Source organism: Marinobacter sp. ANT_B65, from assembly GCF_002407605.1.
Lineage (GTDB): Bacteria > Pseudomonadota > Gammaproteobacteria > Pseudomonadales > Oleiphilaceae > Marinobacter.
Genome location: NZ_NXGV01000003.1, coordinates 220,485 through 238,431, shown reverse-complemented (window position 1 = coordinate 238,431; position 17,947 = coordinate 220,485). Strand labels below are relative to the sequence as shown.

Genomic DNA, 17,947 nt, shown 5'->3' with positions numbered 1-17,947 from the left:
GTGTCTGTAACCGGGGTTGCCGGCGCCCGTATGTGGAAAAGGTTATATGGAAACCTTTGCCAGCGCGGATTTTCAATCACTTAGGCGCAACCCAGTGTTCGTTTGCCTGATCTGTTCGGCTCTCTATAAGGCCGGTTAACATTCTGTAATGCAGCTTCAAGCTGGCGGTTAGTGTGCCTGTAACTTTGGCACAGCGAATTTAATGATCAGGGAATCCCGTTATGTTTCATCCGGAAGTCACCAGACGAATGGTGCGGTTGTTCGTTAATTTGAGCCTTGTATGTTCAATGCTGTTGCCAGCACTGGTTCATGCAAACATCGGGGTCAGCAAGACCCAGGCCCCGGGTTATGCCGGCACCAAGTATGTCGGTGACATTGATGCCTTCCGGATTCGGCTTACTAATAATGATGACACCGCTGTTGTTACTTCTGTCAGCTTTACGGACACCATGCCCCCAGGCTTTCAAGTGGCGGGAGGCGCTGTGGTGTCAGCGGTCTGTGCAGACGGTACCGGGGCTGCTGCGGGTTTTTCCGGGACAGTAACCGCGCCGCTGGGTAGTAATACGTTTGGGCTGACTGGCGGTGTGATTCCGCCTCGTAACGGCGGGAGTGAGGCGGGTTTCTGTGAGCTGGTCGTAGAGGTTACGTCAACGGTTGCCGGCTCCGGCACTAACGAGTTGCCTGTTAACAGCGTTACCGGAATTCGTGCAGGAACCCCCGTAAGCAACGCAGACCCGGCGGTTCAGTCCTTGAATTTTGAAGGGCTGAGTTCTCCAGGCATAAGTAAGAGTTTCGGCGCCAGCGAAATTGTAAAAGCCGACGAGCCTACGCGGCTGACTATCACTATTGCTAACAACGCCTCGCAGCCACTGCCATTGAATGGTGTCGGGGATAGTCCTGCTTTTGCCATCCGCGACAGACTGGGTGATTCTGGTCTGAGAGTGGCTCCGGACCCCGATGTGCAGATCAGTTGTGGAGGAACGCCTCCATCCTTTTCACCCTCAGCAGGGGACCTCACCATTACCGCTGTTGGCGGAGAGATAGCTGCAGAAAGTGCCTGCGAACTGAGCGTTATGGTCGTGGCTGACGGTGTTACTAACGCCTACTCCACAAGTGTCGTTAACACTATTGATCGCAATACGGATTTCGCTAACAAGCGGGGCCTGATTCCCTCATCGAACGCTACTGCGACCTTGAGTGCAACCGCGCCTTTGCGGGTAAGCAAGCGCTTTACTCCAGCCACAATCTCCGCTGGTCAGGAAGCCATTCTGGAAATTCGCTTGACCAATGCCAGCCCATTGACAGGCATGCAACTGGGAGCTTTCGCGGATGATATTGATGGCCCTGGGGATATTGGTTTAGAGATCACCTCGGCGCCTACAGTCAGTTGCAGTGGAGGTTCCAGCCTGTCCGGCCTGACTGGTCTGGGTAGTCAGACTCTAGAATTTACCAGTGGATCGCTTCAGCCGGATAGCAGTTGCCTTATACGGGTTCCCTATACTGCCACTCTGGATGTCGCGGGTACTGCGCAGGCTTTTACTAATACGATTCCTGAAGGGGGGATTACAGTTACCAGTCCGGCTGGCGTTGTCAGTCAACAGGCAGTAGCTTCAGTTACCGTTGCGGACCGGTTCCGTGTCGAGAAGAGTCGTAGCCCAGCAGTGGTTGCGCCCGGCAACCCAGTGCGTTTTGATGTTCGGGTCAGAAATTTCCGTATTCAGCCGGAAACTGTGACGGTCACGGATCGTCTGCCAACAGGAATGCAGTTATTGGGGGCAGCGGAATCGTATCCTGATCCGGCTTTGAGTGGCGCAGGTTGCTCGACGCTCGTCGTTGGCGGTAGTGAGGAAGAGCCTACTTTCACTTTTGATATGCCGGCAGGTGTCGATGGCACTCCGTCTGCCTGTACGGTGCGGTTTTGGGCTATGGCGCCGGAGGGAGCCTCGGCGGGCGTCACCATTACTAATAGTATTGCCGGTGGAGATGTGTGTAGTGGCGGAATCTGCAGTGATATCACGGACAGTGCCAGCTATACCGTAAGCAGTTCTACCTTGGCCGTTGAAAAAGAGTTTGATGAGAGCTCCAGGCCGGAAGGTGCTCCCGCAACCATGACGTTGACCTTGCTGAACTGGTCAGCACAACCGTTGACCGATGTTTCGCTCACCGATAATTTGCCCGTTGGAACCAACGGCACGCAAATGCGGGTAGCCTCTCCCAATAATGCGTCGACCACTTGTGGTGGAGTTGTCAGTGCCTTACCGGGTAGTGACCAGGTGGTGTTGTCCGGTGCTACGGTGCCAGCCCGCGCTGACCTGGGTATTGGTTCGGCTGGGCGTTGTACGCTGACCGTTAATGTCTCGGGAGCTGCAGGTTCGTACGTTAATACCCTGCCGCAAGGTGCGGCGACGGGAACTGAAATTCTCAGTGATGGGGTCACCCGAGCGGTTGAAAGCCCTGGTCCTGTTAGTCGTAGTATCGATTTCGTGTCGGCACTCAGTGGCAGTAAGTCATTTCTTCCGGATGTGATTCAGCCAGGTGGGAGCTCAACAGTCAGGATCCGGTTTACGAACAGCCAGCCGGGCGTGCTGGAAAATGTCAGCCTTACCGACAACCTTCCAGCCGGGATGTTGGTTGCTGACCCGGCCAATGCCTATTCTACATGTGCCGGTTCGCCGATTGTCAGTGCGCAGCCTGGGGCAAATGCTGTCAGTCTGAGCGGTGCTCAGGTTGCAACCGGTAATTGTGACCTGCTGTTTGATGTCACGGCGACCGGTGGTAGCAACTGGGTAAACACCATAGCACCAGGCGAGTTGACCGCGGCCGGTGGTGTACAGAACGTAAGCTCTTTCGGGGCAACTCTGCGAAATGCCTCTGGCGGCGGGCTCTCTGTATCGTTAAACCACTCCAGCCCGAGTCTGTCTGCGCCTGGGGCTGCCACTCAGCTTATCATTACGCTTTTTAATAATGGCAGCCTGGATCTCACCAACCTGAATCTGGCCGGTTACTTTACGGATACAGGCCTGGCTTCGGGCACTTTAACCGGAGAGCTGATTGCCAGTTCGCCCAACGCTTCGACTACCTGTACCGACGGCGTAGTCACTGCAACACCGGGTGAGGCTGAGCTGAACCTGACGGGAGCCAGCCTGGAAACAGGACAGACCTGTACTGTCATTGTCGATGTCACGATGAATACTACAGGTACTGTCACCGCAACCATTCCAGCTGGCAGCATCGTATCTGCGCAGGGTATCACTAATGATGACCCTGCCTTGAGTAGCTTGCAGACCAGTGCCGGATTGGGTGTGGTCAAAGACTTTGATCCTCAGGTAGTGACTCCGGGGGAACACTCCCGGCTACGTATCACCTTGTATAATCCGACGTCGCAGGTTGTAAGAAACCTTGAATTCGTTGATGACTTCCCAGGTGGGTTGACCGTTGCTTCGCCACCTAATGCAGTGAGCACCTGTCAGGGTACTTTGAATAATTCCGCTGATCAGTTTTCGGTCACTGGTGGACAGATACCGGCAGGTACTGCAACGGGTCCCGCCAGCTGTTATCTGGAAATTGACGTTGTCGCTGCCGCCCAGGGCGATTATGACAACGTGATCCCGGCAGGGGACGTTACTGGCCAGGTTGGTGGTACCCCCGTTAGTAATAATGATCCTGCGCAGGGTACGTTACGGGCAAGGTCGGCTTTGGTGGTTCATAAAGCCATTAGTAATTTCACTCTCGATTCGGGCGATCCTTCGGGCTTCAGTACCGGCACAGCTCAGGGCTCGGCAAGTAGTCCTTACCGCCTTTCCATTGTGGTTGAAAACCAGAACGATATTGCACTAAACGGGCTGGCTTTTACCGATAACCTGCCAGACGGGTTAGTTATCGCACAGACGCCAGATGCTGCAACCACCTGTTCTGGTAGCGTAAATGTTGTGCCTTCAGGGCAGACTGTGCGCCTGACCGGCGGGGTTATTTCAGCCAATGCCAGCTGCACCGTGAGCGTAGATGTTCTCAGCAACGTCGCAGGCACCTATACCAACACGCTGCCAACTGGAGCCGTCAGAACTACGGAAGGCGTGACCAACTCGGAAACCACGCAAGCGCGTATCGTTATTTCCTCGCCGCCAACCGTTGCAAAACAGTTTGAACCAGCGGTAATTGCGCAAAACGGCATTTCCCGGCTGACTGTTTATGTCAATAACCCAAATGACAGTGCGATGACGTTGACGTCTGCGCTGGTAGATACCCTTCCTGTTTCGCCGGGTGATGTCATCGTAGCTGCAGCTCCGGACATTGGTGGTACCTGTCCTTCTGCTGCTGTAACTGCCGGAGCAGGAACGGGTTCAGTGACTCTTGCCAGCGGCACAGTGGTTCCTGCTGGTGGCTGTACCATCGAGTTGGATGTAACAGCTTCTGCATCAGGCGAACACACCAATATTATTGAGGCTGGCGCTCTGGAGACGGATCTGGGCAGTAATGCGCAACCGGCCTACGCATCATTGGCGGTGAGTACCCTGGGTTATGTTTCTGGCCGGGTATACCTGGACAACAACTTGACGGACGGGCAGGCGTACGTGCCGGGTGTGGACGATCCGTTAGCCGGGATTGCAATAGAATTGCGCAGTGGCAGTGACTGTACAGGTGCTTTGGTCAGTGGCATCCCTACGCTGCAGAACCCTGCGCAAACGTCGGCTTCTGGAAGCTATGTATTCAGTGGGTTACCTGCTGGCACTTACTCTGTTTGTCAGAATGGACAGCCAACCGGTTCGCTTAACGCAAATCCGGTTGCCGGCAGCATAAACATGCTTAATGGCAGCACCGGAACTGAGGGTGTTGCCTCCAATCCGGCTTCGGGGTCGCCCTCCAGCCAGATTGCGGGTATTCAGCTGGATGCCAACGGTGCAGGCGAAGTTAGTGGTTCGGTAGGTAATCTGTTTCCTGAGGTTACGCCTTCCAGGCTTGGAGGCAGTGTTTACATTGATCTGAACAATGACGGGGTACGCCAGGGCAATGAAACCGGGCTTCCAGGTGTTGTAGTGACTTTGTCAGGCACAGACTGGCAGGGCCAGGCTGTGAGCCGGACGACCACGACCGATAGCAACGGCAATTATGTTTTTGACGATTTGCCGCCGGGTGAATACACAGTTACTGAGCCAGATCAGCCTGCAGGAACGGCTAACGGTATCACCAGTGCAGGCTCGACCGGAGGCACTCCGTCTACAGTTGATGTGTTGCCAAGCAATATTCAGAACATAGCGCTTGCTCCGGACACCAGCCTGGATGGCCTTGATTTTGGCGAGTTGGCCACCGGGCGCAGTATCTTTGGCCGGGTTTTTTATGACAGGGACAATAACGGTGTTTTTGACGGCAATGATGCAGGCATTGGTGGGGAGAGAGTGGTGCTGTCCGGTGTTGATATCAGTGGGAATGCGGTCAGTGTTACTCGTGTAACCAATGATGATGGCACATACGCTTTCACGGATTTACCTCCCGGTGTATATGAGGTTTCGCAGCCCACTCAGCCGAGTGGTTACCGGAACGGTGAGACGTTAGTGGGTTCTGCGGGGGGCGTCGCGACTTTGGTGGAGGTTGTTCCTAGCACTATTTCCCAGATAGACCTCAGTGTTACTCGTATATCTGTTGGCAACGACTTCGCAGAACTGGCGAAGCCCGCCTCCCCCCGAGGTACCATTTCAGGGCGGGTGTTTCACGATCAGGATGCCAATGACCTCTATGACGGAGATGACATCGGCCTGGGTGGGCAGCTTGTAGTGCTTGAAGGGACAGATTTCAATGGCAATGCGGTTAGTGTCAACGTTCTTACCAACGATGATGGCACCTATGTATTCAACAACCTGTTACCGGGTCTTTATCGGCTGACTCAGCCAAATCAGCCGGAAGGCTTGCTGAATGGATCGACAATATCAGGGTCTGCAGGGGGGCTTGCGACGGCGACAACGGTTACGCCAAGTGCGATTTTCAATATTGATCTGAGTAGCATTCTGGTGTCTGAAGAGAACAACTTTGCTGAGTGGAGTAACCCGGCAGAGGATACCCGCACTATCTCTGGCCGCGTCTATCATGACCGCAACGTCAATGACAGTTATGACGAGGATGACACTGGTCTGGGTGGGCAACCTGTGTTGCTTTCAGGTACAGACATCAACGGCAACCCGGTTAATGCCAGTGTTCTTACGAACAGCGATGGCACTTATACGTTCGTGGATCTGCCGCCGGGTGTGTATCAGATCACTCAGCCAGACCAACCTGAGGGGCTGTTAAACGGGACGACAATTCCAGGCACAGCAGGTGGTCAGGCCACAACGCCTGAGGTTACCCCAAGTGCTATTTCCGGTGTGGATCTGCGTGTTGCACTTGCTTCAGAAAACAACGACTTTCTGGAGTGGACTGTGCCGTCATTGTCTGGACGTGTCTGGCGCGACAGCAATCACGATGACGTGTATGACCCGGGTGAAATTTCGATACCCGACTGGACCGTCGAACTCTGGCGCGACGGTGTCAAAATTTCTGAAATGATTACTGATGCAGATGGTGGCTATGAATTCAGCAACCTGATGCCGGGTACTGGTTATGAAGTTCGTTTCCGGCATCCGGACAGCGGTAGCTATTTTGGCCGCCCGGTGCCCAATGAGTCGGGAACAGGTTATACCGTGGGTGTAGTCAGCCCAGGCAACCCGGTCGGAGCGGATAATACAACGGGGTCGTTGAGCAATATGACGATTCCTGGCGGGAGGGATGTTTACGAGCATAGCTTGCCGCTTGATCCGGCAGGGGTTGTCTATGATGCGGTAAGCCGCCTGCCAGTACCTGGTGCAACGGTTACTATCAGCGGCCCGGCAGGGTTTACCACCGATGATGTGTTGGGTGGGTCTACCGTTCAGGTCACTGCCAGCGACGGCTTGTATCAGTTCCTGTTGTTGGGTACTGCACCGGCGGGAACCTATACGCTGACGGTAACTCCTCCCGAGGGGTATCTCTCTACACCTTCGCAGCTGATTGAAGCTTGTAACAACGCGCTTGAAGTCGGTGCATTTCCGGACCCGGCGCTGGTTCAGAATAGCAATCAGGCCCCTGTCGAGTCATCGTCGCTGCACGATTCACGCACCTGCGCTACCAATACTGCAAATCTTATGACAGGAGCTGAGACCACTCAGTATTACACCAGCTTTGAGTTCAACGGTAGCTCGGCAGATATTGTGAACAATCATATACCCGTTGATCCGCTCCTTAGCGGGGCGATTTCCATGACCAAAACAACGCCCAAAGTCAGCGTTACCCGTGGTGAAATCGTGCCCTACGTGCTCACTGCAACAAACACACTGACTGTGGACTTTTCCAATATTGTGCTGGAAGACCAAATCCCATCAGGCTTTCAGTATGTCAGTGGTTCCGCCCGGATTGATGACGCCCCGTTTGAGCCAGTGGTTCAGGGGCAATTGTTGAAGTGGCCGGGGCAATCGCTGACCGGAGGCCAGGTTGTGACGGTCAAATTACTGCTGGTTGTTGGCTCCGGGGTTGGGTTTAACGATTACGTGAATCAGGCCTGGGCCACGAACGTACTGGCCTCGACCCGGGTATCCAATGTTGCTACAGCGACTGTCCGGGTTGTGCCTGACCCTACCTTCGACTGCAGTGACATTGTTGGTACCGTTTACGATGACGAGAACCGGAATGGATATCAGGATTCAGGCGAGAGTGGTTTGCCTGGCGTGCGCCTGGCGACACCGCGTGGCTGGCTGGTAACGACGGACAAGTTCGGCCGTTACCACGTGGCCTGTGCGGATGTTCCAAGCGAACTGCGTGGTGCCAACTTTATTATCAAGGTGGATGAGCGCACGCTGCCAAGTGGTTATCGCATCACTACCGAGAATCCGCGGGTCGTGCGTATCACGCAGGGCCGGATGACCAAAGCCAATTTCGGGGCCAGCATCCATCGGGTTATTCGCCTGGATCTGGGCAGCGATGCCTTCAACTCCGACAACGAACTGAATTCCAACTACCAGACGCGCATGCAGGAAGTATTGGACCTGCTGCATGCCGAGCCATCAATACTGCGCATTGCTTATCGCATGCCGGTGGATTCACCGGTTGATCAGGCACGTGAGCGCATAGGATACATCCGCGACTGGATTACAGAGCGCTGGGAACCGGACGGTTGCTGTTATGACCTGCAACTTGAGGAAGAAATTGTGCCGGCGACTGACAGCGTGGAGGTGATCCGATGAAGGCTTGTAACTTGATGAAGAGCGCTGTAGCAGCGCTGATGTTCCTGCCTCTGTCTGCGACAGCAGGTAATGATCCTCAGGAATGTGGCGTGGATAAAGGTTGTGGTATGCAAGGGCCCCGGGGGGCCATACAGGATGAATCCCTGATTCAGCGCCGCCCCTTTGCGGTTGCTGGTTTGCCAGCGTTGCCCGAAAATTCTGAGCGCGAATTGCCTCAGGAACGCTTGATCTTGTGGCAGTTGCCGGGTGATGTATTGACAGAGCGTGCACAGATACTGGATCTGAATGACGAAAAGATCAGCTCAGTCAAGCTGGATGCCGACCTGCCAGTGGTTCGTTTTGAATCTGGCCGCTCCGTGATTCCGGAACAGGACAATGAGGCACTTCAGAAGCTACTTGACCGGCTTGCTGACAAGCGCAATCTGCGCATGCGCTTTATAGGCCATACCGACCCTCAAAGGTTGTCGCAGCGCACGAAGGCACTTTACGGTGATAACTATGGCCTCGGTATGAAAAGAGCTGAGGAGGTTGGTGGTATTTTTGGTCAGCGTCTGAGTCTCGGCGCCGATCAGCTTGAGTTCCATAGCCGCGGGCCGGACGAGCCACTGGTCAGCAATGACACTCTGGCGGGCATGGCGATCAACCGCCGTGTGGAAGTCGAAATCTGGTATGACGAAGTTACTCCTGTAGTTACTACTGTGGCTGCTCCATTGCCTCTGGTCTGCTCCGGCGGAACGGTTGCAGCGGATGATGTAGATCCCTTCCGCATCAGTCTGGATGGCCGGCAACTGAATACTTCGGGGTTGCCAGGCAGCGCCGATAACCAGCGCTGTATTGATGTGGCTCTGGCTCGCGATCTGTTGCAGGTGCGTTATGACAACCTGTCGGCGAAGCCTCGCCTGAACGTGGTGTCTGGCCCTCGCCTGGCGCATGTCGGGGAGCCTGTGGAGTTTCGTGGCTACAGTAACTATCTGCACTGGATAGATCGTGCTGAAGTCCGGATCCTGGGGCGTACTGGCCTGTTTTCAGGCGTCGATGTCCTGGCGACACAAGCACTGGATGAGCAGCTGGCTGGTGAATGGGTACCAGCGGGCGAGCTCCCGGACAGGTTGTATTACCAGTTGAGAGTATACGATGCTGAGGGTCGGTTTGATGAGACCAGTCCCCGGCCACTGAACTTGTCACGGGTACCGGTGACAGAGGAAGAAGTAGTGGATGCCGAGGCTGACCTGCTCGCAGGGTATGGCGAGAACCGTCTGCAGCGTCACCGGATTCCGGTCGCTGGCGGCACAGTGACGGTTAATGGCAATGATGTCAGGCCAGATCAGCAGGTATACGTTATGGGGCGGCCGGTGCCAGTAGACCTAAATGGGCGCTTTGCCAATAGTCAGATTATTCCCCGGGGATTGCACAGTGTCGAGGTCGCGGTACTGAATGAGGACGGTAAGGGGCGTATCTATCGACGAGATCTGCGTCTTCCGGCCAAGGACTGGTTCACCGTGGCCATTGCCGACATTACCGTCGGTCAGCAAAACACCACCGGACCGGCCCGTCTGGTGACTGGCGAAGACCGCTATTATGACGACAAACTCTATGTCGACGGCCGACTGGCGTTCTACACCAAAGGTAAGATCGATAACAAGTACACGGTGACCGCGAGTGTTGATACCACTGAAGAATCCTTCAGCAGCATTCTGAGCAACTTCAACGACAAGAACCCCAGCGAGTTCCTCCGTCGTATGGATAGTGATCAGGGGTGGACAACCTTTGGTGACGATTCCACGCTGGTTGAGGATGCACCGACCCGAGGCAAGTTCTACCTTAAAGTAGAAGACGGCAAATCTCATGCGATGTGGGGGAATTTCCGGGAAGAGATTCGGGCAACAGAGTTAAGTCAGATCGATCGTAGCCTCTACGGCGCACAGCTTCGTTTCAACAGCGATGACTACACCGCTTTTGGCGAACGTCGTCTGCAGATTGAAGGGTTCGCGGCTCAGCCGGGTACGGCGTCGGCACGTGAAGAGTTCCGTGGTACCGGTGGCTCCCTTTACTTCCTGAAGCATCAGGATCTGACACAGGGCAGTGAGCGGGTACGTATTGAGGTTCGGGACCAGGACTCTAACCTGGTGCTGTACAGCCAGGATCTGGTTTCGGGTATTGATTATGATGTTAATGCCCTGCAAGGGCGGATCATTCTGTCCGAGCCGCTCTCCAGCACCGTTGATGGCAGTCTTCTGGTGCGATCTGGTGGCAGCCTTAGTGGCAATGCGGCTTATCTGGTGGTTGGTTACGAATATTCACCTGGCGTCGATGAACTGGACGACATCGCCGTGGGCGGACGGGCAGCTTACTGGGCTTCTGACTGGGCACGTATCGGCGTGACGGGCAGTCGGCAGGAGCAGACCGGTAGCGATACACAGGAGTTGGCAGGGGTTGATGTGCTGTTGCGCCAGAGTGACCGCAGCTGGATCAAGCTTGAATCGGCGCAAAGCACTGGCGACAGTTTTGAGCAGTTTACTTCCTTTGATGGTGGTTTTGGTTTCAGCAGCAGCGTAGTGGGAACCACCTCAGATGCCCGTGCCCACCGGTTGGAAACCGCATTCTCCCTGCACGATCTGGGCAGTGAGAACGAGGGTGGCGGTACCTTCTACTTCGAGCAACGGGACGCTGGCTTTTCTGCACCAGGGCGTTTAACAAGCCTGGATACCCAGCAGGTTGGAGGTAGCTTCACGGCGCCGGTTGGCGATGATACCGAAGTGATCGTTAAAGCGGATGAGCTGGATGAGGACGGCGGTACCCTGAAGCGCTCGGCTGAGGCTGCGATTGCTCACGATCTCGATGAGAACTGGCAGCTTTCCGCGGGCATTCGGGCGGATGATCAGGAAACCCAGGTAGGCACCAACGACGGGAGTCGTAATGATCTCCTGGTGCAGGCGTTATACCGGGATAACGAAGACTGGTCGGTGTATGGCTTTACCCAGGGAACGCTTGATCGCAGTGGCACTCGCTCGGCCAACAACAGAGGCGGTGTAGGTGGTCATTATCGTATCAACCCCCGCACATCGCTAAGCGGTGAAATCTCCGACGGTAATCTGGGCGTGGGAGGCAAGGCCGGGGTTAATTACGATGCGTCTGACCGCACCAACCTTTATCTCAACTACGAACTGGACAATGATCGCACCGATGATGGCTTTGGTGGCCGAACCAGCCAGATTGTAACCGGTGCACGTTCGCGCTGGACCAACACGGTGAGTGTATACGCGGAGCAACGCTATCAGGACGCGAGCGAACAAAGTGGTCTGATTCAGGCCTATGGACTCGACTTTGCGCCGAATGATAACTGGAGCTATGGCCTGAACACGGAGTTCGGAACCATCAACAGTGAATTGGGTGATGAACTCAGGCGGCGGGCTCTAGGTGGTAAAATCGGGTATAGCGGCGAAGAAGTGCTCTATGCCGGTTCTCTCGAATACCGTGAAGACAAAACCGATGCTGAAACCCGTGATGTCTGGCTGATGCGCAACAATTTCAGCTACAGGATCAACCCGGAATGGCGCTTTATCAGTAAGCTGGATCTTTCGATTGGCAACTCGACCCTGGGTGACTTCTTTGATGGTAACTTCGTTGAAGGGTCTGTCGGCTATGCCTACCGCCCGGTATTCAATGACAGGCTTAATTTGCTGACCAAGTATACTTACCTGTCTGATCTGGCGCCGTCTGAACAGTTGAGCAGTTCTACTGGGAGCACCATCGATTATTCACAGCGCAGCCATGTTTTTGCGATCGACGGTATTTACGACCTGACAGAACGCTGGAGTGTGGGCGGACGATACGCTTATCGCTTGAGCGAACTGCGCATGAGTCGTGACGACTCAGCTGAATGGTTTGACAGTCGCGGGCAGCTTGCGGCCCTTCGCCTTGACTGGCACGTTACGCGTAAGTGGGATCTCATGACCGAAGTGCGCCAGCGTGATGAGTTTGCTGCTGATGATAGCCGCACCGGGGCGCTGGTAGGCATGTATCGTCATTTTGGCAACCATCTGAAAGCCGGGTTAGGCTATAACTTCAGCGATTTCAGCGACGACCTTACAGACATGTCGTTCCGGAGTCAGGGCTGGTTTATTAACGCCGTAGGCAAGTACTGACCGTTTATCTGCCGCCGGGCCCGGTGGCGGAGTTTCTTACCCTTCTTCTGAATATAATCCCCCGGCTGGCATTTGTTGCCAGTTTGGGGTGCTTGTACAATCGGTGCTCATATATCCCCCATCATCCCGCAGCCTGGAATGAATCTGATATGACGCCTGTCTGCATTTTGAGTGCCTGGGATCAGTACGAAAAGGAGTTGCGTGCTTTCCTGCTGACACGAATAACGGATCCTCACGAAGCGGATGATGTGCTTCAGGAGCTGTTTCTCAAACTCGTCTTGCAAGGCGATACTTTCTGCGAAGTGCAAAATCCCAGGGCCTGGTTGTTCAGGGTCGCACGTAATTATCTGGCCGACCGTTTTCGCACTGCTAAAACGTTCATTGATCTGGATCCGGACATGCCGCATGAGCGGGCGGAAAAACCTCCGGTTGTTCAGCTGGAGGGATGCCTGATACGGAATCTGGCTCATCTTTCTGAAGAGGACCGGAATGTCATTGAGCAATGTGATCTGCAAGGCCAGTTGCAGGAGCGCTACGCAGAGCAGAGTGGATTGACACTGAGTGCGGTCAAATCCCGGCTGTTAAGGGCCAGGCAGCGCCTGAGGAAAGAAATTGTTGTAAATTGCCAGGTAAGATTCGATGAAAATGGGCAAGTCTGTTGCCATGAGCCCCGGTGAAAGTATTTTTTCTGCATCCTTTTGAGAGTGTGTTCGTCTTCATAACAGGAATGTTTCAATTACGCCCACTTCAAGGAGCTTTTAGATGAACTTACGATTACGCGAGCTGTACGCCAGCAACTCTCGTGAAGCCAACCTTCTGTTTTTTATGCTGGCCACCTTTCTGCTGATCTACTTTATTCCCGCCGGAACGGCGCGCTTCGATAACGCCGTGCTGGAGGCTGTCCGGCTGACCCACTGGTACGCTCAGGAGCACGTTATTCTGTGCCTGCTGCCAGCATTCCTGATTGCCGGAGCCATGTCGGCATACATTAGCCAGGATGCAGTGATGCGCTATCTGGGGCCGGATGCGTCCAAACCCGTGGCATTTAGCGTTGCGTCTGTCTCGGGAACTCTGTTGGCGGTCTGTTCCTGTACTGTCCTGCCTCTGTTCGGTGGTATCTACAAACGCGGTGCCGGCCTCGGTGCGGCGATTGCGTTTCTGTATTCAGGGCCGGCCATCAATATCATGGCGGTCGTTGTAACAGCAAAGGTGCTGGGGCCTGAGATCGGTATTGCCCGGGCTGTAGGGGCTATTCTGTTCGCGCTGGTGATTGGCACCATCATGCACCTCATCTATCGCAAGGAGGAAGCACAGCGAACAGTCAATAACGCCCGGGGATTTGGTGGCGGAGATTCGGATAAACCCATGAGTGCGATCGTACCTTTTTTCGCGCTGATGGTCGGGGTGCTGGTTTTCGCAAACTGGGCTGCGGCGGATAGCCAGGTCTGGATGCAGATTTATGCATGGAAGTGGGAAATTACAGCATTGCTGTCTGCTGCACTGGCAGGCCTGCTGGTTTGGCGCTGGCAGTGGCCTGTTACCCGGTTATTGATCCTGACGGCTGTGGTTGTTGTTGCGGCTGTGATTGTTCCAACAGCTCCCGAGCTACCTTTTGCTATCGGTATTGCCGGGTTGATGATTATCGCGGCTTTACGCGAGCAGGACCGGGAGTGGTCGATACAAAGCTGGGATTTTGCAAAACAGATATTGCCCCTGCTATTGGGCGGGGTATTCATTGCAGGCTTCGCACTGGGCCGTCCGGGCCATGAAGGCATCATTCCTTCGGAATGGGTCGCCATGGCTGTAGGTGATAATACTCTGGCTTCAACCATCATCGCTTCTGTGCTGGGCGCGCTGATGTACTTTTCTACCCTGACTGAGGTCCCGATTGTAGAAGCGCTGATGGGGGCAGGTATGGGTAAGGGACCGGCACTGGCGCTGCTATTGGCCGGGCCGGCGCTCTCGTTGCCGAACATGCTTGTTATCCGCACTATTCTGGGTACGCAAAAAACACTGGTTTATTGTGCGCTGGTGGTGGTAATGGCCACCCTGACGGGTTTTGTCTATGGTAACTGGTGGTAATTCCACCTTTCGGTATCACATTAAAAATGAGGAAAAACCATGAAATTCACTATCTATGGAAGCGGTTGTGCCAAATGCAAACAGCTGACGGCCAACGCAGAAGATGCGGCCAGTGCGAAAGGGCTTGAATACGAAGTGGAAAAAGTAACAGACACTAATGCCATCATTGATGCAGGCATCATGCGCACTCCGGCGCTGGCCATTGATGGCGAGATCGTTATTGAGGGTAAGGTAGCCAGCGCAGATCAGATTCAGCAGTTGCTGGGCTAGTGTTTATAGAAATCTCTTCTCCGGGCGCGACAGACTGGCCCGCAGAACCTACAATGACCGGCCAATGAGTTAACCGTTACAGGGACCCAACCTTGAAGTCACTGCCTCTGCATCAGCTATACAAAGCCTGTGTTCTGAAAGATCTTCCGTTCAAGTCCACCAGACAACTGGTGCCCCTGGCCGAAATCGTAGGCCAGAACCGGGCCCAGGAGGCCGTTCGCTTTGCTATGGCCATGCCCCATAGCGGCTATAACGTGTACGCCGTGGGGCGTGACGGTCTGGGTAAACGTACAATGATGCTGCGCTATCTTGAGCACCACCTGGATACCGATCATCAGACCCACGACTGGTGCTATGTCGCAGACTTTGAGGAGCCCCGGGTTCCCAAATTGCTTAAGTTGCCAGCAGGTGAAGGCGCACGGCTGAAGCGGGACATGGAAAAACTCATGGGCCGGCTGGTGAAGGTTATCCCGCAGACTTTCGACAGCGACAGCTTTCTGGAGCGTTCAGAACAGCTCAAGGAAGAGTATGGAAAGAAGCAGGAAGACGAGCTTGAAAAAGTAGCCGCTCAGGCGCGCCGGAAAAAAGTCAACCTCACGATTACCACGCCCGGCGGATACCGTCTGGTGGCAATGAACGGCGATCAGCCTCATACGGCAGAAACGTTCAAGGCGCTGACAGATGCACAGAGAGAAAAATTCGAGGACTCTGTAAACCGGCTTGAGAAAAAGCTCCGCCAGGCATTGCGTAAGCTGGCTGACTGGGAACAGGAGTATGCCGATAAACAGCAGGCGCTGAACAGGGAAACACTGGAAGGTATATCTGGTCACCAGATTGATGAGCTGATCGAAAGTTATAAGGATCTTCCGGATGTGGTTGCCTACTTCGAGGCGGTGCGGGCTGACCTGGTTGAGAATCTGGAAATCTTTCTGGACGACAACGAAGAACAGGCTGCAATCGCCTATGCGTCTCTGGATAAAAAGATGCCACGCCGTTATCTGGTTAACGTTCTGGTACATCAGAAGAGCAACGAAGTTCCGATGGTGGTGGAAGACAATCCGACTTATCACAACCTGTTCGGATACGTTGAAAACGTAACCTATAAAGGCACTGTATTCACGGACTTTTCGCTGATTCGTGCAGGTAGCCTGCACCGGGCCAACGGCGGTTATCTGTTGATGGATGCTATCAAGATGCTTGAGCAGCCATTTGTCTGGGACGGGCTGAAGAGGGCCTTGCGTGCCCGGTCTCTTCAGATCAACTCCCTTGAGCGTGAACTGACCCTTTCAGGAACTATCTCGATAGAGCCTCAGGGTGTACCGCTGGATGTGAAGCTGGTGCTTTTCGGCGATCGTGAAACCTGGATGTTGTTACAGGATTACGACCCCGAGTTTGCGGAGCTGTTTCGGGTAACCGCAGACTTTGAGAATGAAATGTTCCGCTCTGAAGACAGCCAGGTGCTGTATGCCAAGTTTATCGCCAGCGTCGTAAAAGAAAAGAAACTCCTGCATTGCACAAACAAGGCAGTAGCAAGAGTTATAGAGTACAGCGCCCGTATGGCTGAGCATCAGGACAGGCTTTCGCTGCATGCGGCAAACATAGCCAATTTGCTTCGGGAGTCGGATTTCTGGGCAAGACAGGCGAATGCAAAACTGATTCAGGATATTCATGTAGAGCGGGCTCTGGAGAGTGCCAAATACCGTAGCAGCCGGATCCGGGACCAGTTCTACGATTCAATCCGGGACGGTTCTACTCTGGTATCAACTCAGGGTGCGGTTGTAGGGCAGGTGAATGCCCTCTCTGTGCTCTCTTCCGGTGGGTTTGAGTTCGGCCTGTCTAACCGTGTTACCGCTACCTGCTATTATGGGAGCGGTGAAATCATGGATATTGAGCGGGATGTAAAGCTGGGTGGCAATATTCACTCTAAAGGCGTCATGATACTCAGCGCATTGATTTCGTCACGTTTTGCTGTGAATGACCCGATGCATCTTTCCGCAAGTATTACGTTTGAGCAGAATTATGGTGAAGTGGATGGCGACAGTGCTTCGCTGGCAGAGCTATGTGCGCTGCTCTCTTCACTTTCCGGCATTCCGGTGCGACAGGATCTGGCAATTACCGGCTCTGTAAATCAGTTTGGTGAGGTCCAGCCTATCGGCGGTGTTAATGAAAAAGTTGAAGGGTTCTTTGCTACCTGTCAGCTTAAGGGCGGGTTAACGGGTACCCAGGGCGTCATCATACCGGCAAACAATGTACAGAACCTTATGCTGGACAGTGAAGTGGTTCAGGCGGTGCGCGAAGGCCGTTTTGCAGTGTACGAAGCATTGCATGTTGAGGATGCTGTTGGCCTGTTGCTGGGTAAGCCCGCTGGCAAGCCTGATAGCAAAGGCAACTATCCGAAACAGAGTGTTTTTGGCATTATCCAGCAACGGCTTGAGAAAATGCGCGAACACGAGCGCCAGGAGCACGCTCGGGACGATCAGAAAGATCCGTCCATTCACTGAGTGGTTGTCACAATAAAACAGACAGGAGATGGCACACACATGACTGATATTCAGCAGACTGTTTACGTGGTGGAAGATGACGAGGCAGTTCGTGACTCACTGGAACTGTTACTGAGATCTGACGACAAACCAGTCAAAACTTATGAAAACGCAGCTGCGTTTCTTAAGGACTACTCTGAAAAAATGGCCGGATGCATTGTGCTGGATATTCGCATGCCGGGCATGGATGGAATGGAACTGCAGAAGAAGCTGAACGACAAACATTCGATTCTGCCAATTATTTTTGTAACCGGGCACGGCGATGTGCCTATGGCAGTGGATGCCATGAAAGAGGGTGCAGTGGATTTTATCCAGAAGCCTTACCGTGAAGAGGCACTGCTGGAGAAGATCGAAGCTGCACTGGAACAGGATCTCGAGCAAAGGAAGACGCTTGGAGAAAAGCAGGAAATTATTCGCCGGATCAAAAGCCTGACCCCTCGGGAACATGAAATCATGGACCGGATGATAGAAGGTCAGGCGAACAAGGTAATCGCTATCGAACTGGAAATCAGCCAGCGCACAGTAGAGATTCACCGCTCACGGGTAATGCACAAGATGGGTACGCATTCGCTGGCACACCTTGTACGTATGGTACTGTCCGTAAAGGACCTTATCGACGCGCGGTAATCTCACCGGCATTATACGGTTATCTTTCTAACCGGCTTTT

7 protein-coding genes are annotated in these 17,947 nt (G+C 54.0%); all 7 read left to right on the top strand.

Annotated features, from left to right (window positions below; genetic code table 11):
* Nucleotides 1-221: 221 nt before the first annotated feature.
* Nucleotides 222-8,243 (top strand): SdrD B-like domain-containing protein, encoded by an 8,022-nt coding sequence (locus CPA50_RS14200; protein ID WP_096783194.1) that lies wholly within the window; start codon nucleotides 222-224, stop codon nucleotides 8,241-8,243.
* Nucleotides 8,240-12,388, top strand: coding sequence for an OmpA family protein (locus tag CPA50_RS14195; protein WP_096783193.1), 4,149 nt, complete (start codon nucleotides 8,240-8,242; stop codon nucleotides 12,386-12,388). Before CPA50_RS14200 ends, CPA50_RS14195 begins: the two co-directional genes overlap by 4 nt.
* Before the next feature lie 149 nt (nucleotides 12,389-12,537).
* Nucleotides 12,538-13,065, top strand: coding sequence for a sigma-70 family RNA polymerase sigma factor (locus tag CPA50_RS14190; RefSeq protein ID WP_096783192.1), 528 nt, complete (start codon nucleotides 12,538-12,540; stop codon nucleotides 13,063-13,065).
* An 85-nt stretch (nucleotides 13,066-13,150) separates the two neighbouring features.
* Nucleotides 13,151-14,470: a permease gene (locus CPA50_RS14185; RefSeq protein ID WP_096783191.1), complete on the top strand. Its 1,320-nt coding sequence runs from the start codon at nucleotides 13,151-13,153 to the stop codon at nucleotides 14,468-14,470.
* A gap of 39 nt (nucleotides 14,471-14,509) precedes the next feature.
* Entirely contained in the window at nucleotides 14,510-14,740 is a 231-nt protein-coding gene (locus CPA50_RS14180; RefSeq protein WP_096783190.1) for a thioredoxin family protein, read from the top strand.
* A gap of 92 nt (nucleotides 14,741-14,832) precedes the next feature.
* Entirely contained in the window at nucleotides 14,833-17,241 is a 2,409-nt protein-coding gene (locus CPA50_RS14175) for a Lon protease family protein (RefSeq protein ID WP_096783189.1), read from the top strand.
* 39 nt (nucleotides 17,242-17,280) lie between these two features.
* Complete coding sequence (fixJ, locus tag CPA50_RS14170; RefSeq protein WP_096783188.1) at nucleotides 17,281-17,907, top strand: response regulator FixJ; 627 nt, start codon at nucleotides 17,281-17,283, stop codon at nucleotides 17,905-17,907.
* Nucleotides 17,908-17,947 lie beyond the last annotated feature (40 nt).

Bases quoted from the DNA above. Each gene is read 5' to 3' on its own strand.
- CPA50_RS14200 (WP_096783194.1), top strand. From the start codon at position 222: ATGTTTCATCCGGAAGTCACCAGACGAATGGTGCGGTTGTTCGTTAAT.
- CPA50_RS14195 (WP_096783193.1), top strand. From the start codon at position 8,240: ATGAAGGCTTGTAACTTGATGAAGAGCGCTGTAGCAGCGCTGATGTTC.
- CPA50_RS14190 (WP_096783192.1), top strand. From the start codon at position 12,538: ATGACGCCTGTCTGCATTTTGAGTGCCTGGGATCAGTACGAAAAGGAG.
- CPA50_RS14185 (WP_096783191.1), top strand. From the start codon at position 13,151: ATGAACTTACGATTACGCGAGCTGTACGCCAGCAACTCTCGTGAAGCC.
- CPA50_RS14180 (WP_096783190.1), top strand. From the start codon at position 14,510: ATGAAATTCACTATCTATGGAAGCGGTTGTGCCAAATGCAAACAGCTG.
- fixJ (WP_096783188.1), top strand. From the start codon at position 17,281: ATGACTGATATTCAGCAGACTGTTTACGTGGTGGAAGATGACGAGGCA.